The 23426-nt window shown below is 38.8% G+C and carries 21 protein-coding genes; 16 read left to right on the forward strand and 5 right to left on the reverse strand.

Features of this window, described 5'->3' with window-relative positions; all coding sequences use genetic code 11:
• Positions 1-88 precede the first annotated feature (88 nt).
• The 3 genes from RBB56_RS09500 to abc-f all read left to right on the forward strand — a co-directional run bounded on the left by RBB56_RS09500 (position 89) and on the right by abc-f (position 3148).
• Positions 89-307: a helix-turn-helix transcriptional regulator gene (locus tag RBB56_RS09500; protein WP_306718614.1), complete on the forward strand. Its 219-nt coding sequence runs from the start codon at positions 89-91 to the stop codon at positions 305-307.
• The gene (locus RBB56_RS09505; protein ID WP_306718615.1) at positions 297-1109 is read left to right on the forward strand and encodes a DUF3169 family protein; all 813 of its coding nucleotides are present in this window, start codon (positions 297-299) and stop codon (positions 1107-1109) included. The genes RBB56_RS09500 and RBB56_RS09505 overlap by 11 nt, the downstream gene beginning before the upstream one ends.
• 443 nt (positions 1110-1552) lie before the next feature.
• On the forward strand, positions 1553-3148 hold the full coding sequence (abc-f, locus tag RBB56_RS09510) for a ribosomal protection-like ABC-F family protein (protein WP_306718616.1): 1596 nt from the start codon (positions 1553-1555) through the stop codon (positions 3146-3148).
• Positions 3149-3195: 47 nt separating this feature from the next.
• Here abc-f and RBB56_RS09515 read toward each other — a convergent pair whose 3' ends face one another.
• Positions 3196-4200: a LacI family DNA-binding transcriptional regulator gene (locus tag RBB56_RS09515; RefSeq protein WP_306718617.1), complete on the reverse strand. Its 1005-nt coding sequence runs from the start codon at positions 4198-4200 to the stop codon at positions 3196-3198.
• 363 nt (positions 4201-4563) lie between these two features.
• Between RBB56_RS09515 and RBB56_RS09520 the strand changes: the two genes are divergently transcribed.
• From RBB56_RS09520 to RBB56_RS09540, 5 genes are all read left to right on the forward strand, one after another.
• Positions 4564-5712 (forward strand): Gfo/Idh/MocA family protein, encoded by a 1149-nt coding sequence (locus RBB56_RS09520; protein WP_306718618.1) that lies wholly within the window; start codon positions 4564-4566, stop codon positions 5710-5712.
• A 58-nt stretch (positions 5713-5770) separates the two neighbouring features.
• Complete coding sequence (locus tag RBB56_RS09525) at positions 5771-6823, forward strand: substrate-binding domain-containing protein (protein ID WP_306718619.1); 1053 nt, start codon at positions 5771-5773, stop codon at positions 6821-6823.
• Positions 6824-6965: 142 nt separating this feature from the next.
• The gene (locus RBB56_RS09530; protein ID WP_306718620.1) at positions 6966-8495 is read left to right on the forward strand and encodes a sugar ABC transporter ATP-binding protein; all 1530 of its coding nucleotides are present in this window, start codon (positions 6966-6968) and stop codon (positions 8493-8495) included.
• Positions 8492-9472, forward strand: a complete 981-nt coding sequence (locus RBB56_RS09535) for an ABC transporter permease (protein ID WP_306718621.1) — start codon at positions 8492-8494, stop codon at positions 9470-9472. Before RBB56_RS09530 ends, RBB56_RS09535 begins: the two co-directional genes overlap by 4 nt.
• A 24-nt stretch (positions 9473-9496) precedes the next feature.
• Positions 9497-10411: a sugar phosphate isomerase/epimerase family protein gene (locus RBB56_RS09540; RefSeq protein ID WP_306718622.1), complete on the forward strand. Its 915-nt coding sequence runs from the start codon at positions 9497-9499 to the stop codon at positions 10409-10411.
• Positions 10412-10482: 71 nt separating this feature from the next.
• Here RBB56_RS09540 and RBB56_RS09545 read toward each other — a convergent pair whose 3' ends face one another.
• Positions 10483-11430 (reverse strand): metallophosphoesterase family protein, encoded by a 948-nt coding sequence (locus RBB56_RS09545; protein WP_306718623.1) that lies wholly within the window; start codon positions 11428-11430, stop codon positions 10483-10485.
• Positions 11431-11802: 372 nt separating this feature from the next.
• Between RBB56_RS09545 and RBB56_RS09550 the strand changes: the two genes are divergently transcribed.
• Complete coding sequence (locus RBB56_RS09550) at positions 11803-13026, forward strand: DUF3810 domain-containing protein (protein ID WP_306718624.1); 1224 nt, start codon at positions 11803-11805, stop codon at positions 13024-13026.
• Here the strand turns inward: RBB56_RS09550 and xth are convergent.
• Positions 13015-13764 (reverse strand): exodeoxyribonuclease III, encoded by a 750-nt coding sequence (gene xth, locus RBB56_RS09555; RefSeq protein WP_306718625.1) that lies wholly within the window; start codon positions 13762-13764, stop codon positions 13015-13017. The two genes, RBB56_RS09550 and xth, sit on opposite strands and share 12 nt — an antisense overlap.
• A 308-nt stretch (positions 13765-14072) precedes the next feature.
• Here xth and RBB56_RS09560 point away from each other — a divergent pair, with 308 nt between their 5' ends.
• Positions 14073-14399, forward strand: a complete 327-nt coding sequence (locus tag RBB56_RS09560) for a hypothetical protein (RefSeq protein WP_306718626.1) — start codon at positions 14073-14075, stop codon at positions 14397-14399.
• Between the two features lie 135 nt (positions 14400-14534).
• On the opposite strand, the gene RBB56_RS09565 is transcribed toward RBB56_RS09560, so the two are convergent.
• Together RBB56_RS09565 and RBB56_RS09570 are read right to left on the reverse strand one after the other, a co-directional pair.
• Positions 14535-15563 (reverse strand): SGNH/GDSL hydrolase family protein, encoded by a 1029-nt coding sequence (locus RBB56_RS09565; protein ID WP_306718627.1) that lies wholly within the window; start codon positions 15561-15563, stop codon positions 14535-14537.
• Positions 15564-15630: 67 nt separating this feature from the next.
• Positions 15631-17127, reverse strand: a complete 1497-nt coding sequence (locus RBB56_RS09570) for an MBOAT family O-acyltransferase (RefSeq protein WP_306718628.1) — start codon at positions 17125-17127, stop codon at positions 15631-15633.
• A gap of 443 nt (positions 17128-17570) precedes the next feature.
• Between RBB56_RS09570 and RBB56_RS09575 the strand changes: the two genes are divergently transcribed.
• The 6 genes from RBB56_RS09575 to RBB56_RS09600 all read left to right on the forward strand — a co-directional run bounded on the left by RBB56_RS09575 (position 17571) and on the right by RBB56_RS09600 (position 23397).
• Positions 17571-18218 (forward strand): DUF4358 domain-containing protein, encoded by a 648-nt coding sequence (locus tag RBB56_RS09575; protein WP_306718629.1) that lies wholly within the window; start codon positions 17571-17573, stop codon positions 18216-18218.
• 214 nt (positions 18219-18432) lie between these two features.
• The gene (locus RBB56_RS09580; RefSeq protein ID WP_306718630.1) at positions 18433-19095 is read left to right on the forward strand and encodes an HAD family hydrolase; all 663 of its coding nucleotides are present in this window, start codon (positions 18433-18435) and stop codon (positions 19093-19095) included.
• Between the two features lie 145 nt (positions 19096-19240).
• On the forward strand, positions 19241-20347 hold the full coding sequence (locus RBB56_RS09585) for a DUF362 domain-containing protein (protein ID WP_306718631.1): 1107 nt from the start codon (positions 19241-19243) through the stop codon (positions 20345-20347).
• 190 nt (positions 20348-20537) lie between these two features.
• Positions 20538-21155 (forward strand): GntR family transcriptional regulator, encoded by a 618-nt coding sequence (locus RBB56_RS09590; RefSeq protein ID WP_306718632.1) that lies wholly within the window; start codon positions 20538-20540, stop codon positions 21153-21155.
• A 165-nt stretch (positions 21156-21320) separates the two neighbouring features.
• Positions 21321-22520 (forward strand): quaternary amine ABC transporter ATP-binding protein, encoded by a 1200-nt coding sequence (locus RBB56_RS09595; protein ID WP_306718633.1) that lies wholly within the window; start codon positions 21321-21323, stop codon positions 22518-22520.
• Complete coding sequence (locus tag RBB56_RS09600; protein WP_306718634.1) at positions 22510-23397, forward strand: ABC transporter permease; 888 nt, start codon at positions 22510-22512, stop codon at positions 23395-23397. Before RBB56_RS09595 ends, RBB56_RS09600 begins: the two co-directional genes overlap by 11 nt.
• The last annotated feature ends 29 nt before the right edge of the window (positions 23398-23426 follow it).

A 23426-nucleotide genomic window follows, 5' to 3' on the forward strand; every position in this document is an offset into this window, starting at 1 on the left:
TCAATGGTATTATAATTATGACAATTAAAGTTGTCATATGAATGGAAAATTGATAGATAAATAGAAATAAGAAGGAAGGATAATTGGAATGCCATTGTATAATCAGTTAAAAGAATACCGTGCGAAGAAGAATCTGAATCAACAGCAGCTCGGTAGTCTGGTTGGAGCTTCCAGACAGACGATAAGCTTGATAGAGAGAGGAGATTATTCTCCCTCTGTGACCTTGGCAATAAAAATTGCAAAGGTATTTGATGCGGCAGTTGAGGATATATTTAGTTATAGCGAGGAGGACGGAAATGAAGAATGATAATGTATCGGTGAATGGAAGACAAGAAGAAGTTATTAAAAAAGATAATAAAAAGGCGAAGAAAAGCTTTACCGTTATTATGTTCATATGTTTGATCGTAGGAGCCATTTTAGGATTTCTTACTACATTAGCGGGAAGGGAACTCCTTATAATTACAAAGGTATTCCAAGAATTCATGGAAAACAATGCTGGGGTGTTGAGTATCATTTTGGGTGGTATTATGATCGGTATAACGGTGGCAGCAAGTATTTGGTGTGTCTGGGAGATTGGCCGGAATAAAAAGAAAGCTGTGGAACTTATAGAGAAGGATGATGATATTGAACTTGAAAAAATTGAGAAAAGGCTCTCTTACGGTCTATGGATAACGAACGGTTTGATGATTTTACAATTTCTCTTTTTTTCTGTTATGATATTTGTTTTTATGAATTTTCTCGCTATATACGAGATAGTAGGATTATTAGTAGGTACGGCTATTATATTTTTGGTAGGAATTTTAGTGCTTATGTTATTACAGCAGAAACAGATAGATTGTATCAGATTCCTAAATCCCGAGAAAAAGGGAAGTATATATGACATGAATTTCCACAAGAAATGGGAAGAAAGCTGTGATGAGGCGGAGCTCTTTGTAATATATAGAGCAGCATACAAAGCTTATCGTGCAGCAAATATATTATATATAATATTATGGGCATTCTTTATGCTTATGGGAATGGCTGTTGGAATTGGTTTTCTTCCTATTCTCACAATTATAATTCTATGGGCCACTTCAACGATGGTATATTCCTATCATTGCATGAAATAAGAATATCGAAGATGGATTGACATTTATTTGGGTAAATGATATATTGAAGAAAATCGGTAACTGTGAGAGTACTGAACAGTTATGAAAATTCAAAAGAATGGAGATGTGTGGATGATTATTTATTCTTGCTAATCAGTAACTGAATGAGATGCATGATAGTTTGGTCTGTATGAATAATATACAGCGGCCAGGATTCTTTATCATGTGAGCAGGAATAATTTCAATCGGACATCTTTTTATAAATTACTATAGGCTGTTTATGGCAGGCAACGTTATTTTTTCGTTCATACCATAGTTTATGTGATTTTTCGAGTGCAGATAATTATTTCTGCACTCTTTTTTATGTATTAGGAAATTTCTAATACGTAAATCCCTGCGTGCAAGTTATGCGCAGCTACGCGCGCGGAACAAAAGCTATGCTGCCGGAGTATGGAGGTATTTGTATGTCACAAATTAATGTAAATGATTTAACTTTTTATTATGATGGAAGCTACGATAATATTTTTGAGAATGTATCCTTTCAAATAGATACCGATTGGAAATTAGGATTTATAGCAAGGAATGGAAGAGGAAAAACAACATTTTTACGCCTTTTACAGGGGAAATATGAATATAAAGGGACAATTTCCTCATCTGTAAGCTTTGATTATTTTCCTTTTGAGATATCTGATCATCAAAAGGATACGCTCGCTGTTGTGGAGGAAATATATCCGGACTATGAGTTTTGGAAAGTATGCAGAGAGCTCACTCTTTTACAAGTAGATACGGAGGTTCTCTATAGGCCGTTTGATACTTTAAGCAATGGGGAGCAGACGAAGGTAATGTTGGCTATTTTATTTTCCGGGGAAAATAGTTTCCTCCTAATCGATGAGCCAACGAACCATCTGGATATGCCGACGAGAAAATTAGTAAGTGATTATTTGAATAAGAAAAAAGGATTCTTGCTCGTATCACATGATAGAGCGTTTCTCGATCAGTGTATTGATCATGTATTGACTATCAATAAGACCAATATTGAAATACAAAAGGGCAATTTCTCCAGTTGGTGGGAAAATAAACGGCGGAAAGATGAATATGAAATTGCTGAAAACGAAAACTTAAAGAAAGATATTCAAAGGATGAAGGAATCTGCGAGGCAGTCAAGGGAGTGGGCAGATAATGTAGAAGCTACTAAGATAGGGAAAAAATCACAGGACCAGGAAAAAAATATTGATAGCAGAGCTTATATAGGAGAAAAATCCCGCCGTATGCAAATGCGCCGTAAGAATATGGAGAGGCGGCAGGATAGATCCATAGAAGAAAAATCTGCCTTATTAAAAAATATTGAAAGTACAGAAAGTCTGAAGTTGTTTCCTTTAAGACATCATAAGGATGTCCTCGTTCGTATGGAGGAGGTAGGAATTACTTATTGCTCTTGCCAATATTCTCCTAGGGATAATGATTTGCAGTCCATTACTGATAAATGTGGAGGAAAGGAAAAGCAAGTAGTTCATAACTTTAATCTGGAGATACGAAATGGAGAGAAGATTGTTTTAGAAGGGAAAAATGGATGTGGAAAATCCAGCATTATCAAATCAATTCTTTCTTCTGTTGATTGGTCCTTTGATGATAGTATGGATGAGGATAAGGAAAATAACAGAATACTGACCGGAAGTATCGAAACAGCAGGGGGACTTATTATATCTTATGTACCTCAAGATACATCGCATCTGAAAGGAACTATTTCTTCCTATGCCGAACGATATGGAATTGATGAGACTATATTTAAGACTCTTCTTAGAAAGTTGGACTTTTCCAGATTACAATTGGAGAAAAGTATGGAAGAGTACAGCGGAGGCCAGAAAAAGAAAGTATTAATTGCACGGAGCCTCTGCCAGCAGGCACACCTTTATGTATGGGATGAACCGCTGAATTTTATCGATGTATTTTCCAGAATTCAGATTGAAGAGCTGATTGAGAAGTACAACCCTACTCTGCTTATGGTGGAACATGACAGAACTTTCGTAGAAAAGATAGGAGCTAAGATAATAACATTATAAGTAATTATAAATGCAGGGCCGGGAGGCCCTGTATTTGATTTCGGCTTTTACAATGTTGTCGATTCCCTGACGATCAGTTCTGTATCGAGAATAATCTGTTTATCTTCCATATTAGGATTCTTAATTTTCTCAATTAATAATTCACAGGATTGATAACCGAGTTGAAAACAAGGTTGTTCAATCGTAGTAATCGTCGGTCTTGACATAGTAGATAGTTCGATGTTATCGAATCCTACTACAGAGACATCTTCAGGTACGCGTAAGCCTAACTGCTTCGCAGCATTGATTGCGCTCACAGCAAACACATCGGAACAGGCGAATATGGCGTCAGGCCTATCCGTCAGGCTTAAGATATGCAGTGCATTGGAGAATGCCTGGCTATAATTGATTGTAGATAAATGTGTAGTCCATGCAGGATTAATCTCCGCATTCGCTTCTTTTAATGCTGCCAAATATCCTTTTTCTCGATGTCTTGCATATTTAAAGTGCATATTGCAGTTCATAAAACCGATTTTTTTCCTTCCGGTGGAGATAAGATAATTAACTGCCTTCTTGGCAGCGGCTACGTCATCGATACTTACATATGAAACGCCATAATTTTCAGTATATTCCGAACACATAACAACAGGGCAGCGGAAGGTGAGCTCGTCCAGTAATTCCGAGTGAGGCACGGAAGCCAATATTAAGATTCCGGCAATGGAGTTATTTTTCAGAATATTAGTATAGTCGCTGCTATCCGTATAGAAATCTCTGGATTGAAGGATTAATACATCATATCCCTGTGAGTGAGCGGACTTTTGTACGCCGTCAATTACAGGGCTGTTAAAAGGATTATCGAATCCCGGTATGCACATTAATATTACTTTGCTGTTGGAATCGGATAGTGTAGAAGGCCTCTGAGGTGAGAACTTCAATGCCTCCATAACCTCCAACACGCGCTGTCTGGTTGCCGGCTTTACATTGTCTTTATGATTAATAATACGGGAAACTGTTGCGATGGATACATCGGCCCTTCTCGCAATTTCCTCTATTGTAATTTTAGAATCGTTCATTGTTAATAGCTCCTTATCTCATTGTCACCTGTGGTTCTATAATTAAAGCGTAACAGTGCAGTCCCTCACTATTACGTGGGAAAATCCATTAAACCCATTATAGTAAAGAATGTAAAAAATGTAAAGAAAAATGAAAAGTAAGAAAAGAATATATAAATAAAAAATAAATAATTGTATTTCAAAAATAAGTTATTAGTAAATATATATAACAAAATGAAAAAATATTTATATATAATGATTGAATTGTTATAACCAATGTAAAATTATAATTGACAATATGAAAAGGTGATGCTATTATGAAATTGTAAAATTTACGTAAATGTAGAAATTTTACAGAAAATGATATAAGGAGAGAAAAGCCAGGTGAAAATATTAAAAGTTGCAGTTATCGGTACAGGCTTTATTGGAAAGCAGCATATTGAAGCTATTCGAAGAATTCCCGGCACGGAAGTTGTGGCAGTGGTAGATAGTAATGAAGAAATGGCAAAGAGAACGAGTGAACAGTTCTTCATACCTAAATATTATAAAGATTGTAAAGAACTGTTAGCGGATATAGATGTAGATGTTATACATAATTGTACTCCCAGCGCTATGCATTATCCGATTAGTAAGGAGGCTGTTGAAAACGGAAAACACGTTTATTGTGAAAAACCTTTTACATTGACTTGTACTGAATCAGAAGAGTTGGTAACGCTTGCAAAAGAATATAAAGTAGCAGCAGGAGTTAATTTTAATTATAGACAAAATGCTATGGTTCAGGAGATGAATCAAAGGGTGGAAAATGGAAGTATTGGAAATCTCCTCACTGTTTATGGCGAATATATTCAGGATTGGATGCTTTATGATACTGATTATGACTGGAGACTGGATCCGAAATTAGGCGGTGAGTCGAGAGCTATTGCGGATATCGGTTCTCATTGTTTCGATACCATCCAGTTTGTATGCGGTAAGAAGATTGTTTCAGTTTATGCCAATTTAACAACGGTACATCCGGTTCGTAAGAAGATGGAGAAGGCAGATGGAACTTTCTCAGCATCTACAGGAAAAGTCTTAGAAGAAATGTCAATTCATTCTGAAGATTTTGCCTATATTATGGTGAAGTTTGAAGATGGAATGCAAGGGTTGTTCCATGTATCTCAGGTGGCGGCAGGCAAGAAGAATGCTTTTAAGATCAATGTTTGCGGTGCCGGTTCTTCTCTGGAGTGGAATCAGGAGAGGCCGGATAAGCTTTGGATCGGACATAGGGATTCCGGAAATGAGGAGCTCTATGTAGGTGCTCAGTATATGACGGGAGAGGCAAAGAGATATGCAACTTTACCCAATGGGCATCCCGTAGGGTGGGCAGATGCTATGCGCAATGGAATTGAGAATTTCTATGAATCTATTCAGAAGGATAGTTATCTTGAGAATCAACAGAATTATGTTACCTTTGAAGATGCTCACTATATTATGAAAATAGTGGAAGCATGTTTGGATAGCAATAAATCTCAGTCATGGGTAGATGTTTTATAAGAACTCGATAATCGCAGACAAAAGTCTGTTATTATAAATATTTTAAGGAGGATATATAATGAAGAAGAAGTTAATCGCAGGTTTATTGGCATGTACACTGGTTGCAGTATCTTTAATCGGATGTGGAAACAGTGGTGCAGTACAAGAAACCGCAGCAGAGGAAGCTACACAAGAAGAAGTAACAACAGAAGAATCAGCAACGGAAGAAGCGGCAGAAGAAGTTACATCAGAGACTGAGACAGAAGAAGCAGCAGTTGAGGGACAGATTGCTATTATCGCACCTTCTGCAGAACATGGCTGGCTTGCAGGTGTTACTTATTATGCAGAATTAAGATGTAAAGAATTAGGTCTTGATTACAAAACTTATCAGTCTGATAGTGTAAACGCACAGGCTAATGATATTCAGGATGCTATTGCAGCAGGAAGTGCGGCAGTTGTTATGTTCCCTCATAATGATGAAGTTACAATAGCAGCTCAGGAAATTATCGATGCAGGAATTCCTTTGGTAGTATTCGACCGTAAAATCGATGTGGATTACAACGCATATATTGCAGGAAATAATGGCGATATGGGTGTTGCAAGTGCGAAATACATCGGTGAGATATTAGGCGGTCAAGGTACTGTAGCGGTAGAAAACGTACCTAGCTCAGGTTCTGTAAGCACAGAACGTGTAGATGGATTTAAAACAACTATGGCAGAACAATATCCGGATATCGTTCTTGTTGACTTCACAGCAGAAGGTTTCGCACAGGAACAAGGATTGAAAGCAGCATCAGATTTATTAGTTGCTAATGCTCAGTTGGATGCAATCTACTCTCTCGATGATGAATCTTCCATGGGATTCATACAAGCCATCAAAGAAGCAGGCAGAACAGATATCAAAGCAATCTCTGGAGGCGGCGGAAGCCAGAGCTATTTCAAAGCAATTGCTGAAACTACAGATATGACATTGTTCTCTGCTACTTACAGTCCAATCATGATGATGGATGCTGTTGATTTGGCAGTTTCCCTTTTGAAAGGTGAGCAGGTAGATAAGGACAACATTATCCCCAGTACAATTGTAAACCCTGATAATGTTGCAGAATTCTTTGATGAAAGTTCACCGTACTAAATAATTATTGTTCGTAACTATTCAGCGGGTCCGCGCATTTACTGCGCGGACCGTAAGAATACGTGGATTTATTTTTACTGCTGAAGCTAAGTCGGACCTAAGTGCCGAAATATATCCCCCTTTTGAAAGGAGAAAGAATGCAGTGAATAACTATATCATTGAAATGCAGGGAATCAAAAAATCCTTTGGGCCTAACTTAGTATTAAAGTCAGTGGATTTATCTTTGAAACCAGGAAGTATTCACGCTTTATTGGGAGAGAATGGAACTGGAAAATCTACTCTGATGAATATACTTTCAGGTATCTTACCGTATGATGAAGGTAGGATTGCCATGAACGGGGAAGTTCAGAATATGATGACTCCCGGAATTGCAGATATGATGGGAATTGCATTTATTCATCAGGAATTAGCATTAATTAATGATTTAAATGTTACAGAGAATCTTTTTCTCGGAGCAGAGAAGAAGAATCATATCTTTTTAGATAAAAAGACGATGGAAGCAAGGGCGAAAGAAATACTTGCGAGAATGAACGTTACAGTTCATCCCGGAACCTTAGTGAGTGACTTAAATGCCTCCTATAAGCAGATTATTGAAATAGGTAAGGCTTTACTTAAGGATGCTAAGGTTATTATTATGGATGAACCGACGACATCGCTTACGGATGTGGAGATTGCTCAGGTTTTCACTATTATGAGAACCTTGAAAGAGCAAGGAGTCAGCATAGTTTTTATTTCTCATAAATTAAATGAAGTAATTGAAATCTGTGATAGCTATACGATCATGAGAGATGGTGAAGTTGTTGCTAAGGGAGAAGTAAATGAGGAAACGACAGAACATATGTTGGCTAAGCATATGGTAGGTAAGGAATTATCTTACAATGATATTTACAAGGCAAGAGATATTGGAGAAACGGTTCTGGAACTAAAGGCGTTAGAACGTGGCCGAGAGTTCAGAAATATTAACTTATATGTAAAAAAAGGTGAAATAATCGGTGTCACAGGACTTCTGGGAGATGGAAGAAGTGAATTGTTCGAGGCAGTATTCGGTACTAAGGATAAGTATGACGGAGAAATCTATGTAAATGGTAAGCTTGTAAAAATGACATCTACATCGTTAGCCCAAAGTTTGGGGATTAGTTATGTACCGAGGAATAGAAAAGAAAATGGTATTATTAAAGACCTTTCCGTAGCGGAAAATATGTCTCTTCCCATGCTGAAAAGATTAAAAAGACATGGTCTTATCAACAGAAAGATGGAAAAAGAATTTAACGATAATTATGTAAAGAATCTTAATATAAAAGTAAGTGATCTGCAGAACTTAATTACCTCCTTATCGGGAGGGAATCAACAGAAAGCGGTACTTGCTAAAGCGCTTGGAACCAGTCCTCAGCTTGTGATTCTGGATAATCCCACACAGGGAGTCGATATCGGTGCTAAGCTGGAGATATACAGTATCATTATGGAGTTGGCAAAACAGGGTGTAAGCTTCGTGATTCTATCGAGTGAAGCTCAGGAGATCTTTATGACCTGTGATAGAACTTATGTTATGTTCCATGGAGAGATTCGAGGTGAATTCTCCAGAAGTGAAATATCGGAAGAAAATATTATGTGTGTGGCAACCGGAGGAGCGGTGGATAAGAGCATAAATCATGGGACGGAGGAAATGGAATGAGCAAAGACAAAGTCATAGAAAAAAGACTTAATGTAAGGAAGTTTATAAGTGGAAATAGTGCATTAGTTGCCTTGATAGCCTTGTTTATCATTACAGTAATATTGAACGGCAGCACTTTTCTGAATGCCAGAAATATTCTAAATATCTTTTTGAATAATTCCATTATAGGAATTATTGCTTTAGGTATGACCCTTATTATCATAACAGGGGGAATTGATCTATCGGTAGGTTCTCAACTTGCAGCATCCGGACTTATTGCAATTTCTGTACTGAATGCGACGGGTAATATTCCTCTTGGAATATTGGCAGCTTTAATGTTCGGTACATTTACCGGTGCCGTAACTGGAATATTAATATCCAGATTCAATATTCCGCCATTTATTGTAACGCTGGGAACGATGAGTATCTATCGTTCCGTATCTCAACACTTCTTCAATGGAGGGGGCATCCGTGTAGAGGGCAGTGCCAAGGATGCCTTTATCGCAATCTCCAACACGAAGTTGGGAGGCAGTGTCTCCATAATCATTATATATTGGCTTATACTTAGTGTAATTATAGCAATATTTGCAGCCAGAACGGCAACAGGCAGACATATCTATGCAGTGGGAAGCAACGAAAAAGCAACCTTACTTTCCGGTATTAATGTAAATAAAATTAAAGTAATTACATATGCAATCTCCGGCTTTCTTGTGAGTATGGCAGCGATAATAGAGGCAGCCCGCTTAGGAAGTATGAATTCTGCATCATCAGGAAGTTCCTACGAAATGGATGCAATTGCAGCCGTTGTAATCGGTGGCACGAGTATGTCCGGTGGGCGTGGTAAGATTATAGGCACTATATTTGGAGCCTTAACATTAGGTATTATTAATAATATGATGAACCTGCTCGGAGTTCCGACCTTCCTTGTATCCGCAATCAAGGGACTGATTATTATCGTAGCAGTGTTGTTACAGACTGTTTTAAATAAAAAGGAATAATTGAGAAAGGACTGGTTATTAAATATGAAATTGGGTTTTGTAAGTGCAATTTTAGATAGTTTAACATTTGAAGAATTGATTGATAAGGCGGCTGAAATGGGATTTGCCTGTGTGGAAGTTGCCTGTTGGCCTCAGGGGAAATCAGAGCGCAGATATGCGGGAGTAAGCCATATCGATGTGGAAAACTTAGATGATGAAAAAGTAGCTTATATACAAGCTTATTGTAAGGATAAGAAAGTGGAGATTTCCTCTTTGGCATTCTATCCGAATCCCATGGATGGAGATTTGGAGAAGCAGGAAGCTAATATAGAACATTTAAAAAAGGTAATTATTGCAAGCGATAAATTGGGTGTAGGGATGGTAACGACCTTTATCGGGCGTGATCAGACGAAATGCTATGAAGAGAATCTGGAGTTATTTCAAGAAATATGGCCGTCAATTATTAAGCTGGCAGAAGAGCATAAGGTGAAAGTGGCAATTGAAAACTGTCCGATGCTTTTCGGACGCGACCAATGGCCCGGAGGACAGAACCTTGCAACGACTCCGAAGATTTGGAGGAAACTTTTCGAATTGATTCCCAGCAATTACTTCGGGCTTAACTATGATCCTTCCCATTTTGTATGGCAGAAGATGGATTATATCAAACCACTCTATGAATTTAAGGATAAGATTTTCCATGTCCACTATAAGGATATTAAAGTAAATCTCGATAAATTAAATGATGTAGGCATTATGGCATATCCGCTGGAATACATGGAACCTAAGCTTCCCGGCTTGGGCGACGTGAATTGGGGTAAATATGTGAGTGCATTAACAGACATTGGATATAAAGGCTATAGTTGCATTGAAGTTGAAGATAGAGCTTTTGAAGAAAGTCAGGAAGATATTTATAAAAGTATTTTATTGAGTAAGAAATATTTAGAGCAATACGTTATTTAATAGTAAGCAATACCTTTAAACAGACTTCTGTCAAATAGACAGGGGCCTGTTTATTTTTTCCTCATTACTATTTATTCGCCGGAGATTTGGATAATCGTCCCCATTCCTTTGAATCCGGCATCTCCGGTAATTTGCGGTATGCTTTTTTCTCCGATGATATCACTTTTCTCAGCGAAATGAACGTGCCCGGCAAGGACTGCTTCTACAGGGCTGTCTTTAGCAGTGGTCAAAGCAATGAATTGTGCAGAAACATCATTGGGATAAATTCCGCCATGAATACCGCCCCCAAGAATGACTCCGTTTTGCCATATGCCGGAGGCCTTTTTTAAGATAGACGGAGTGTAAAGGGGAACATGAAGCATAAGAATTACAGGTTTTTCCTGGGCAAGTATTGTCTTATATTCCTCCAAAGCATCAGGTTTAATCTGGTTACTGCTGTTATCCACAGATACAATGATGAATTCCTCATATTCTATGGAATGGATGGAAGTGTTATTGTCCATATAGGGAGCGAGGAGGGGAAGATATTTAGTGCTGCTTTCCTCTGTCATATATTCCCAGGGGAAAGTCCAGTCGTGATTTCCCAGTGTATAGATGTATGGTATGTTTATCTTCTCGAGAGAAGCTTGCAAATAGCTTAGGTTAGAGGCAGAGGGAGAGTCGATAATATCCCCTCCAAGAAGAAGTCCATCGAAGCCTTTCGTATTGGCATAATGAACCCATCCCGGGAACTGGTCGGAAGAAGAAACCCCATCTTGAGAAAAGGTATTAAGACGGCTGGATGCATATTCGAATATTTGCTGACCATCTTTTTCCTTAGGAAGTACAATATGGGTATCCGTTATATATAGAAATTGGTAAGTTTCTTGTACGCCGGGAATCCGAATTTGATAAGTAGTCAGGTTATCTGAGGAAGGCATAAATGTAGGGCGACGTAGGAAAAGAAAAACTAAGGTGAAGAGAAGTATAAAAATGATAACAAAAATAAAGGCGAGGCGGTATTTGTTGGAAAACGTCATAAAGTAAGATCCTTTCCTGAAGGTTTTACCATTTATAGCATTAAAAGTTAATATAATAATATACCAATCTAAAGAAGAAATATTGAAGATTTCATTAATTTTTGAAGAAATAAAAAGTGAGTTACGATAGAAAAGAAAATAAGATATGAAAATAATGGAAGTATTGTATAATACTTACAAATAAATATAATATAAATAATATATTTTATAGATTATTAACAAATTATTTACAAATTATCATTCCCACTTCATATGTTGCTGGTATGATGGAATCATAGACAGCGGATTGGTTTCCTACGGGGAGACTTAGGTGAATTTCAGTAACAGTTCAGTCGAAGGCTGAACTATAACGAACTTCATAGGAGGTGCGGGATGAGGCGGAGAGGGTTCTTGGTATTATTGGGGATTTTCGCATTTATGGCAGCGATTAATGCTGTGGCATGGGAAAGCCCTGCATTTTGTGATTTTTATGTACGTAATATTTATCCGTTTTGGGTTAATACATATGGACGTTTTATGGGGATATTCCCTTTTTCTGTGGGAGAGATAATGATTGCAGTAAGTCTGGTAGTAACGGTAATAGCCGTGATACTAGGATTTGTTGCGGTCATTTTTTTATTAGGATTCAGGAATTCTTCTCCATATAAGAAAGTAATAACGGTTTGCAGAAAGTATCTTACCGCTTATATATGGATATTTGCCGGAGTATTTGCAATGATGACCTTGACTTGTTTTATTCCGTATCATAGTTCCTCTTTGATGGAGAGATATGGAATGTTCGATAAAATGGCAGCCGATGACCCGATGCTTCAGGATCTTCTACAGAAGGAGTATACATTAGAGGAATTGGCGGGACTTCGGGATTATGTTGTAATCAGAACGAATGAATTGGCTAAGAAGGTGGAGCGGGATGAGGAAGGGAATATTATTCATCCTGAGAATATGGAAGAACTTACGATAGAGGCGATGAAGAATCTAAGCGTAAACTGTGAGCAGCTTGCGGGATATTATCCGATGCCGAAGACCTTATATTTCTCTAACTTTTTCAGCCAGCAGAAGATGAAGGGGTATTTCTTCCCGTTTTCTATGGAAGCTAATTATAATGGCATTATGCACGAAATTAATCGTCCTGCGACCATTTGCCATGAATATGCACATTTAAAGGGATTCTTATATGAAGAGGAAGCGAATCTCATTGGATTTCTGGCTTGCGTGAATTCTCCCGATGTAACTTTTCAATACAGCGGATATCTTAGCATATTAAATTACATTAATAATGAATTCTATGAAGCCATCGGAAGAGATCAGGAAGTATATAATTCCCATGTAAAAATATCCCCTCAAGTCAAGGAGGAAAATATATTCTTAGAAAAGGAGACATGGCGGAAGGTGGAAGAAAAGGCCGTAATTCAGACGAAGGTCGTAGATAAAGTCTCCGACAAAATATCGGAGACTACGCTTGTACTTAATGGTATAGAAGACGGTATCTTGAGCTACACGAGAGTAGTGGGGCTGCTGCTTCATTATTATGATGGATCTGATGAAGTACAGCAGACGCTGGCAGGTCCTGAATACCTCGTGCAATTACAAGAATAACCCTACAGGGCAATGGTCAGAGCCCAGTATATCGGAATAAATGACTGCATCCTTCAGACGGTCCTTAAGAGATTCGGATACGAGAAAGTAGTCAATCCGCCAACCGGCATTTTTAGCTCTGGCACTGAATCGATAGGACCACCAGGAATAAGCACCTTCTTTATCCGGGTAGAAATAACGGAAGGTATCGATAAAGCCTGAATTAGTTAGTATAGTGAACTTTTCTCTCTCTTCATCTGAAAAGCCTGCATTTTTGCGGTTGGTTTTAGGGTTCTTTAGATCTATTTCCTTATGAGCCACATTTAAATCACCGCAGATAATGACGGGCTTTTTCTCTTCTAACCTTTTTAAATAGGTGAGAAAATCCTCTTCCCATTGCATGCGATAAGATAATCTGGCAAGAGCATCCTGTGAATTGGGCGTATACACGGTAATCATATAGAAATCAGGATATTCCAGCGTAATTACGCGGCCTTCGTGATCATGTTCTTCGATTCCCATGCCATAAGCGACAGAGAGAGGCTCTTCTTTTGTGAATATGGCAGTTCCTGAATAGCCTTTTTTCTCAGCATAATTCCAATATTGATAGTAACCGGGAAGATCGAGTTCAATCTGGCCCTCCTGCAATTTAGATTCCTGGATACAGAAAATATCGGCATCTTCTGCCTTTAGAAAATCGAGAAATCCCTTTCCTACGCAAGCGCGAAGTCCATTTACATTCCATGATATTAATTTCATATGTTCTCATCCTTTCGTAATGCTATCATTTCACAACCAATCGTCATATATACCGCTTGATTGATAAATTTAAGTTCTTTTATAGTTTAAATAAAAAAAATGAATTTGTAAATTGATTTTGAGAAAATCCCCATTTTACGGTGTTTATAACGATTATTCAAAATAAAATCAAAGGTGTTAATAAAAAATCAAGAATTTGTTCACACATTGGACACATTTATGACATATTATGTTAAAAGTTGATGCAGACGCAACATCTGAAAGGTCTGGGTCAACAAATATTTCATATTTCTAGGAGGAGAAAAATTATGAAAAAGAAATTGGTATTATTATTAACAGCAGTTGCAACATGTGCAACATTGATGGTGGCTTGCGGAAACAGCGAAGCACCTGTAACAGAAGAAACAGCAGTAGTTGAAGAAGCAGCTGAAGAAGTTACAGAAGAAGTAGTGGAAGAAGCTACAGAAGAAGTAGTAGAAGAAGCTACAGAAGAAGTAGTAGAAGAAGCTACAGAAGAAGTTGCTGAAGAAGCTACAGAAGAAGCAACTGAAGAAGTTACAGAAGAAGAAGCTGACGCAGATGCTGTAGATGCAGATGCAGAAGTTACAGAAGAAGAAGTTACAGATGCTGAATAATCAGTAATCGGATTGTTACTTAATTTTTACTGTTATCACTGTACAAAAGAAGATAATTAAAAGGGAAGCTGTTTACCGTCCATATAGGATGATAAGCAGCTTCTTTGCAATATTGAATAAAGCACTCCGTGCCTTTTAATTAGTTGAGGTATCGACCTTGATAAGGTCCTCATAGGGAAGTATTAATTCATTAATTATTTCATAGGAAAAATCCCGCATATCAGAAAAGGTCTGTTTGTAATTCTCCAAAGTAAGAGGATTGTTGTCATCAATGATTTGCTGTGCCATATATCGGTTGATTTCCGGTGAAAAATGCAGGGTATCCATATAATTATTAAGATCTGTTATAATCTCCTTCTCATCTTGAAAATAAAACATTTCTACATTCTCATAGGTAAGTAGTCTGCCTGCAGCCACTTCCATATTATAAAGATAAGCTTCCAAATCGCCTGTACGGTAGGTATTATCCCACCATAGGATAGAATAGGCGGGGAAGAAGAATTTGAATTCGGTCTCCGGATGCGCCTTGATTTGTTCTTCTACTAAAGAGATATTGGCATGTAATACATCCTCATAATAGTCCTTCTCCTTCATAGGTGCGATATCGGGAGTGCGAAAATAGACATTCAAAGCCATATCCTGATTGAATTCCTTCCACTGTGCCCAATTATAAGAATCATTTTCGTCATAGTCACCAATAAGGGAATTGGCAATCATATAAGGTATTTTTTCGAAGAGTACGCCTTTGTTATAGAGGTATTCCACATCATCGAAATAATTTTTGTTATATAAATACATGGGACAGCCGGTCAACTCATAGGTAGGTACCGGATCGGCAGCGAGGGAAGAGGTGTCCATGCTGTAGAATACATACTCCAAGTTATGCGACTCATAGGCAACATCGAGAAGATAGCATAGATCAGCAGTAGCGCCGTAAGAACGAACAGCTTTTATCGTACTGGTTCCGAAGCCATCGTTAAACCAGCCGTTATTATAATTTTCTGAAACGGAGGAACCGACGATTAAGCTATCGTAATCGAAGGTGCGCAGCGTACCGATGCACTGGTACTCTTTATCTGTCAGCACTGCCTTTAGCGAGAACCATGGCTTGTGATAATGAAAAAATGGATCGAAAGCGATGACAAATATTGCAATAATTGCCATTAGGACAGCAATTCTCTTTAAAAAAGATAAAATAAATTTTTTTTCCACGTTAATAACCATACCTTTATTAGAAATTAAAATAAATAAACGTACTGACCTGTGAGAAGGAAATCAAAGACCATACGAATACAATCACAATGTACCAGCAAAACCTGGAACTATAAGAGGTTGCTTCCATAATTTGAAAAGAATTTTTCCTCGTTATCACGAAAGCACTGATTACTAAAACGATAAAGAAGAATATGACATAGGTAATAGGAAGCATATTCGGATTCAGAAGATTAACAGCCTGTTTCACAATATAAAATTCTGGAATATCCATTTTGGCCGCCAGCTTGTAGATATAGCCGGTATGTTTAAAAGCAAATAAATTTTTAAACATTTGCAATGCATGAGTCATACTCGCACTTCGGAAAAAAAATAGGGATAGGTTAAAAAAGGAAAAGGTAAAAAACCATCCCAGCCACCTGGGAATATGAACCTTGGCAGGAACCTTCTCCTGATTTCCTTTAATGCCTATGATTCCCAGGTTATCCCATACGACCAAAAGACCTTGCATGGTTCCCCATGCCACATAGGTCCAGTTAGCACCATGCCATAGACCGCTTAATGAGAAAATTACCATTGTATTGATAATTGTTCTTAGTCTTCCTTTCTTACTTCCTCCGAGAGGAATGTAAACATAGCTGACGAAGAAACGGGAAAGAGTCATATGCCAGCGCTGCCATAGCTCCTTTACGGAACATGCTTTATATGGAGAATTGAAGTTCACAGGGAGCGCAATGTTGAACATATATCCGAGTCCCAGTGCCATATCGCTGTACCCGCTGAAATCGAAATAAATCTGGAAGGTATAGGCGAGAATGACGAGGACAGTTGAGGGGGTATCCAAAAAGTAAGTCTGCTCAAAGCCGAAGTTGGTAACTAATGCGAGCACATCGGCCAGGAGAACTTTCTTCCCGAGTCCCAGAACAAATAGGGAAATGCCCTTGGCAAAGTTAGAAACGTGAAAGCTTCTTTTGCTCAAATCCTCGAATTGAGGAATCATCTCATGATAAAGAACGATAGGTCCGGCTACTAACTGAGGGAAAAAGGTAACGAAGGTCGTATAGTTAATAAAGGAATAATGCCCTGCCTTTCCGGTGCATCTATCGACAATAAAGGATATCTGCTGAAAGGTAAAAAAGCTGATTCCCAAAGGTAGTAAAATATGCTTCAGATTAAAGTCTGCCTGAAAAATATGATTAATATTATCAATGAAAAAATCATAATATTTAAAGTAAAAAAGAATAGTAAGGTTAATACTAACACCTGCAATAAGTCCTATTTTGTTGGTGAACTTGGTCCGTGAGAAGGTCATCAGATAACTCAAGGCATAATTAATGAGAATGCTGATAATAATCACAAGGAGATAATAAGTATTGAAATAGCCATAAAACCATAAGGACATACCTGCAAGGTACACTTTGGCCAACTCGTATTTCTTCAATTTATTCAGACTATACCAGCCAAGAAGGACCAGAGGAAGAAATATAAAAACAAAAATATAAGAATTAAAAAGCATATAATGTGATACCTTTCAAAAATATTAGCAAACGGTGTTTTGGCACCTGCCGGGCAGGCCCAAAACCGGTGTCTTGGCATCTGCCGGGCAGGCGTTTAAAAACGGTGTCTTGGCATCTGCCGGGCAGGCGCTCAAAAACAGTGTTTTTTCGCTCGCTTCGCTCGTTAAATAGATGCGTAAGCACCTTCCTGTGCAAGCACGTCGGTGCTTGTACATCTACTTAACTCTGCCCTATCGGACATTATAACATACCTTTAGGGTATTGTTCGATAGAAAGTTTTTGATTTGGGAAATGGGATAAATTTTCTGTAGTGGGAAATAATGATAGTGAATTAAGTAATAACTATTACATTAAGTAGTAACTATTCAACAGGTTTGTACATTTACTGTGCTGACCGTAAGAAGACGTGGAAAAATGAGTGAAGGATGAAATGGAGGGAATTATGAAAATGCGTTCGTTTGCTGCGGCATTGATAATGACGGTGCTGGTTTGGTTGCTGGCAGCTCCGATGATGAGCGGTTGTGGGGATGGTCCGGTGTCGGATTCTAATACAAATAGTGTGGAGAATGTGAAGCGTGAGAATGTGAAAATACAGGAGGCAGAAGTACCGCCGGTGCAGGAGGCGGAAAGTTCTGCATTTGCATCGATGAGGGAAATAAGGACGGCTGTAGTTGAGATTCTTGGGGATAATTATTGGCCGGATCAGGAGCTTACGAAGGAGGAATTGGAGACAGAGACTGGAATTACGGAAGATATGTATGAGGATTTCTTCGCGGAGAAGCAAAGTATAGAGACGGATATCGATCGAATGATTATCATTAAAGCTAAAAAGGATTCCATTGCGGAAGTGGAGACAATGCTGAATGAATATAGGGAGAGTCTGATGGTGAAATATAAGGATCGCCCACAGGAGCTTGGCAAGGTGGAGGCTTCCAGAATTGAGACAGTAGATAGCTATGTGAGTTTTGTTCAGTTAGGTGCGGATACGACAGCAGCGGCAAAAGTTGGAGATGAAGAGGTAATCTCTCTTTGCCAGCAGGAGAATGAGCGTGCAGTAGATATTATTGAGAAAACCCTATTCGATGAATGACACTTGCCCCCTATACCCTTGATAGGTTCTATTTTATGGGGTATAATAAAACTATTCAGTAGCTCTGCGTGTATACTGCGTTAACCGTAAGAATATGTGAAGAGATAAGTGAGAATGCCATTACTAAAGGTGATTCCAATGGATTTTCACGTAACAGTGAGTGTTACTGAACTGCTACAAAATAGGATGAAAAGGCAAGGTTATTGACGAAAAAATGACGAATACAATTATATTTGACATGGATGGCGTATTATTTGATACGGAAAGAATTAGCTGTGGATGTTGGGAGGAAGTAGGGCAGGCAATGGGCCTTGGCGATTTGAGCGAGGGTGTGAGAGGTTGCGTCGGTTTGAATAAAAATGATGCGGAAATACTGATGAAGGAACTTTATGGGGAGGAGTTTCCCTTTGATGAGTTCCGTACTACTGTGCGTGCATTGATGAAGCAAAGGCTTCTTGAAGAAGGGCTTCCTATAAAAGAAGGAGTTATGGAAATACTCGATTATCTGGATAAGGAAGGATATATTATCGGACTTGCATCATCCACAATGAAAAAAACTGTAATGAGTCATTTGGAGAAAGCCCAAATTACTCATTATTTTCGAGTTGTTATTACGGGAGATATGGTAAAGCATAGCAAGCCAATGCCTGATATTTATTTGATGGCATGCGAGGAGTTGGGAGTTACACCGACGAATGCCATTGCTATTGAAGATTCTCCAAACGGAATACGCTCAGCTTATCGTGCCGGTATGAAGCCGATTATGGTACCGGATCTCATTGAACCTACTCCGGAAATAGAGTCCATGCTTTATGGGAAGTTCTATTCTCTGTTGGATGTTATGGATTACTTAAAAATGACAAGCAATGGTGCTTAATGGATTTTCTCTTACTTTCCCGTGTATTCTCACGGTCAGCGCAGCAAATGTGCAGACCTGATGAATAGTTATAAAATTTATAACCTTAATTATTGGTCACAAGATGAAAAAGACAGGTGTCCGTTAGAGTAGAATGGAGGAAAACATGAAAAAGTCAAAAGTATATTACACAAGTATGAAGACATCGTTCAGCGAGAATCTTCCACAGAAGCTGGAACGGTTAATAAAAAAGGCAGGAATCGGAGAAATTGATTTTGAAAGAAAGTATGCGGCAATTAAGATTCACTTCGGTGAGCCGGGAAACCTGGCATTCCTCAGACCCAATTATGCGGCAGTGGTAGTAAAGGTTGTGAAGGAACTGGGCGGGAAACCATTTTTGACCGATTGCAATACTCTGTATGTGGGCGGACGTAAAAATGCACTCGATCATATGGATGCGGCATATCAAAATGGATTTTCTCCATTTTCTACAGGCTGCCATGTTATCATTGCCGATGGATTAAAAGGAACAGATGAAGAATTAGTTCCTGTAGAGGGCGGCGAATACATAAAAGAAGCTAAAATAGGACGTGCAGTAATGGATGCAGACGTATTCATTTCACTTAATCATTTCAAGGGTCATGAAGCTACCGGCTTCGGGGGTGCGCTTAAGAATATCGGTATGGGTTGTGGATCCAGAGCAGGTAAGATGGAGATGCACAGTGCAGGTAAGCCTTCTGTTAATCATGATCCCTGTATAGGCTGTGGCCGCTGTATCAAGATATGCGCTCATGATGCACCTTCAATTACGAATGGAAAGGCGACGATAGATCACGATAAATGTGTAGGCTGTGGTCGTTGCATCGGTGTTTGTCCGACGGATGCGATAGTAGCTGCGGGAGATGAATCCAATGATATCTTAAATAGAAAGATTGCAGAATATAGCAAGGCAGTTCTTTCAGATAGACCTCACTTTCATATCAGTCTGGTAATCGATATATCCCCTAACTGCGACTGTCACTCGGAGAACGATATTCCGATTGTACCCGATGTAGGAATGTTCGCATCCTTTGACCCGGTCGCTTTGGATCTGGCTTGCGCAGACGCTGTGAACAAGCAGCCGGTTATTGCCGGAAGTCAGTTGGACCGCATGCCTCACGTTCATCATGATCATTTTATAGATTCTGCTCCGGCCACCAATTGGAAGTCTTCCATAGAACATGCCGTAAAGATAGGTATAGGAAACGCAGAATATGAAATGATAGAGATATAAGTGTTAGAATAAAAGTAATATTATAACTGTTCAGTAGGTCTGCGCATTTGTTGCGCTGACCGTAAGAATGAGTGGAAAGAATAAGTGAAAATCCCATCACTGAAGGTGATTTTAATGGATTTTCATAAAGCAAATTTTGCTTATGTAACTGTGAGGGGACTGAACAGTTATATAATATTAGAGGTTTCATATGAAAATTGACATACCGAAATACCAGCAGATTGCTGCAGATATTGCAACAAAGATTGCATGTGGTGATTATGCGGAGGGCGAAAAGATATATGTCCGCTCCGCATTAGCCAGCCAATATGGGGTTTCCTCTGAGACGGCAAGGCGTGCAGTATACGTTTTATCCGATATGAAAATTGTGGAAATCACAAAAGGCAGCGGCGTTCTTATAAAATCCAGGAAGCTGGCTGTAGATTTCATTAATAAATTCGATTCAGTCAGTCAGATGAGTGAATTGAAAAAACATATTTTGAATAATATAGAGCAGCAAATTACCCAGAGTGCCGAACTAAAAACGATGGTATCTGAATTAATGTACAAGACAGAAAGATTCCGTGTTGTTAATCCATTTTCACCTTTTGAAATTTCGATTACACAAGAGGCATCTTATATTGGACAGAATCTTTCAGAAAGTAACTTCTGGCACAATACGACAGCTACCATTATAGCAATTCGGCGCGGAGAAGAGATTATTATATCACCTGGACCGTATGCGGTAATCTCACTGGGAGACATACTCTATTATGTAGGTGATGAAAATTGCCATGAGAGAGTGAGAAGTTTCTTGTATTCAAAATAAATAATTTAATAAGATAAAGGCTGTTGTTTTGCGACCAATTTGGGACATAAAGCAACAGTCTTTTGTTTTGTTCCAAATTTGACATACAATTTTATCTGTGTTAGCATACAAAGAGACAACCTGAATATATTATAGTGTTGTTACTTTGTAAAAAGGAGGATATATATGCCAAAAGTTGAAGTCAAAGGTCTATATAAGATATTTGGATCTTCGCCCAGACAAGTAATTCCCATGTTGGAGGGAGGCATGAACAAAGGTAAGATATTAAGAAAACACAAGCATAGCGTTGGTGTAAATAATGCATCATTTACAGTGGAGGAGGGGGAAATCTTCGTTGTAATGGGTCTCTCAGGTAGTGGGAAGTCCACGCTTATCCGTTGTTTGAACCGTTTAATAGAGCCAACAGCAGGCAGTGTTTTCATTGATGGCCAGGATATTGCCAAGGCATCTGCCGCCCAACTGCGTGAAGTACGAAGGAAAAAGGTAGCTATGGTTTTCCAGAACTTTGCACTTTTACCGCATAAAACGGTACTGGAGAATGTAGCATTTGGATTGGAAATACAGGATGTGGCATCGGAAGTACGAAAGAAAAAGGCGCAGGAGATGCTGGAGATCGTAGGATTAAAGGGCTATGATAATGCAATGCCAAAGGAATTGTCGGGCGGTATGCAGCAAAGAGTAGGTCTTGCAAGAGCCCTTGCTATAGAAGCGGATATTCTTCTGATGGATGAGGCATTTAGTGCTCTGGATCCGTTGATTCGTAAGGATATGCAAAATGAGCTCCTGTCTTTGCAGGGAAAAATGAAAAAGACAATAATATTCATTACACACGATTTGGATGAAGCTCTGAAAATTGGTGATAGAATTGCAATTATGAAAGACGGAAATATCGTTCAGATCGGTGCTGCTGAAGAAATTCTTCAAAATCCTGCTGATGATTATGTCCGTAAGTTCACGCAAGATGTAAACCGCGCAAAAATTATTACAGCTTCTGCAATTATGCGTAACGCGGAAGCACTCGTTCTTGAAAAATCTGGAATCCGCACGGCTGCCCGTAGAATGAAAGACTTAGGTATCTCTAGTCTTTTCGTCACAGATAAAAGTAATGCTTTACTGGGGATTGTTACTATCGATCAGGTATCCTCACTTATGAAAGAAGGTAAAGAAGAACTGGAATCTATTATTCACACTAATATTGAAACGGTAAGCCTCGAATCATCAATTGATGAAATTATCCCATTATTTTTGCATTCAAGTTATCCTATTGCTGTAGTGGATGAGGATAAGAAATTAAAAGGAATTATTGTGAAGTCTGCCGTTCTTGTCGGGATTGCCGGAGAAGGGAGGGAAGACTATGCCGTTTAATGGAAAAATCCCTATAGGGGACTTTGTAGAAAAAGGTATTGATTGGATGACTAAGAATTTCAGTGGTTTCTTTGCAGCAATTAAGGAAGCTCTTTCTGGAATTATTGATGGCACAAGCTGGCTCCTTTCAGCTATTCCGGTCGTTGTTTTCATAATTATAGTCGCCTTTTTGGCATGGTGGATCGCCGGAAAAGGACTTGCGATTTTCACCGGAATTGGTCTCTTTCTCATTGCTAATTTAAATCTTTGGGATAAAACGATGCAGACACTCGCTTTAGTAAGTGCTTCTACGTTGATAGCGTTAGTAGTAGGTCTGCCTCTGGGTATTGTAATGTCAAAGAGCGATACGGCAAATAAGATTATACGGCCGATATTGGATTTTATGCAGACAATGCCAGCCTTTGTATATCTGATTCCTGCTGTGTACTTTTTCGATTTGGGAACAGTACCTGGTGCAGTGGCCACGATTATCTTCGCCATGCCGCCTATTGTACGCTTGACAAATCTTGGAATACGCCAAGTGCCTGCGGATGTAGTAGAGGCAGCAAGATCCTTTGGTTCAACCCCGTCACAATTGCTTTTTAAAGTACGAATTCCCCTTGCGATTCCTACGATTATGGCAGGACTGAACCAAACGATTATGCTATCTCTTTCCATGGTAGTTATCTCTGCTATGATTGGGGCTGACGGCCTTGGAAAAACTGTTTATGAAGGCATTACACAGATGAATATCGGAAAAGGATTCGAGGGAGGACTTGCAGTAGTTATTATGGCGATGCTGCTTGACCGTATGACACAATGCCTCGGTTCAGCTTCTCAAAAGTCGGGGAAAGCATTTGTTAAAAGAATATTAAGCGAACGTTCTAATCATAAATAAAATGTAACTGTAAGGATACCGAACTGTTA

Source organism: Kineothrix sp. MB12-C1 (genome assembly GCF_030863805.1).
Classification (GTDB): domain Bacteria; phylum Bacillota; class Clostridia; order Lachnospirales; family Lachnospiraceae; genus Kineothrix.

Bases quoted from the DNA above. Each gene is read 5' to 3' on its own strand.
- RBB56_RS09500 (WP_306718614.1), top strand. From the start codon at position 89: ATGCCATTGTATAATCAGTTAAAAGAATACCGTGCGAAGAAGAATCTG.
- RBB56_RS09505 (WP_306718615.1), top strand. From the start codon at position 297: ATGAAGAATGATAATGTATCGGTGAATGGAAGACAAGAAGAAGTTATT.
- abc-f (WP_306718616.1), top strand. From the start codon at position 1,553: ATGTCACAAATTAATGTAAATGATTTAACTTTTTATTATGATGGAAGC.
- RBB56_RS09515 (WP_306718617.1), bottom strand. From the start codon at position 4,200: ATGAACGATTCTAAAATTACAATAGAGGAAATTGCGAGAAGGGCCGAT.
- RBB56_RS09525 (WP_306718619.1), top strand. From the start codon at position 5,771: ATGAAGAAGAAGTTAATCGCAGGTTTATTGGCATGTACACTGGTTGCA.
- RBB56_RS09535 (WP_306718621.1), top strand. From the start codon at position 8,492: ATGAGCAAAGACAAAGTCATAGAAAAAAGACTTAATGTAAGGAAGTTT.
- RBB56_RS09540 (WP_306718622.1), top strand. From the start codon at position 9,497: ATGAAATTGGGTTTTGTAAGTGCAATTTTAGATAGTTTAACATTTGAA.
- RBB56_RS09545 (WP_306718623.1), bottom strand. From the start codon at position 11,430: ATGACGTTTTCCAACAAATACCGCCTCGCCTTTATTTTTGTTATCATT.
- RBB56_RS09550 (WP_306718624.1), top strand. From the start codon at position 11,803: ATGAGGCGGAGAGGGTTCTTGGTATTATTGGGGATTTTCGCATTTATG.
- xth (WP_306718625.1), bottom strand. From the start codon at position 13,764: ATGAAATTAATATCATGGAATGTAAATGGACTTCGCGCTTGCGTAGGA.
- RBB56_RS09560 (WP_306718626.1), top strand. From the start codon at position 14,073: ATGAAAAAGAAATTGGTATTATTATTAACAGCAGTTGCAACATGTGCA.
- RBB56_RS09565 (WP_306718627.1), bottom strand. From the start codon at position 15,563: ATGGCAATTATTGCAATATTTGTCATCGCTTTCGATCCATTTTTTCAT.
- RBB56_RS09570 (WP_306718628.1), bottom strand. From the start codon at position 17,127: ATGCTTTTTAATTCTTATATTTTTGTTTTTATATTTCTTCCTCTGGTC.
- RBB56_RS09575 (WP_306718629.1), top strand. From the start codon at position 17,571: ATGAAAATGCGTTCGTTTGCTGCGGCATTGATAATGACGGTGCTGGTT.
- RBB56_RS09580 (WP_306718630.1), top strand. From the start codon at position 18,433: ATGACGAATACAATTATATTTGACATGGATGGCGTATTATTTGATACG.
- RBB56_RS09585 (WP_306718631.1), top strand. From the start codon at position 19,241: ATGAAAAAGTCAAAAGTATATTACACAAGTATGAAGACATCGTTCAGC.
- RBB56_RS09590 (WP_306718632.1), top strand. From the start codon at position 20,538: ATGAAAATTGACATACCGAAATACCAGCAGATTGCTGCAGATATTGCA.
- RBB56_RS09595 (WP_306718633.1), top strand. From the start codon at position 21,321: ATGCCAAAAGTTGAAGTCAAAGGTCTATATAAGATATTTGGATCTTCG.
- RBB56_RS09600 (WP_306718634.1), top strand. From the start codon at position 22,510: ATGCCGTTTAATGGAAAAATCCCTATAGGGGACTTTGTAGAAAAAGGT.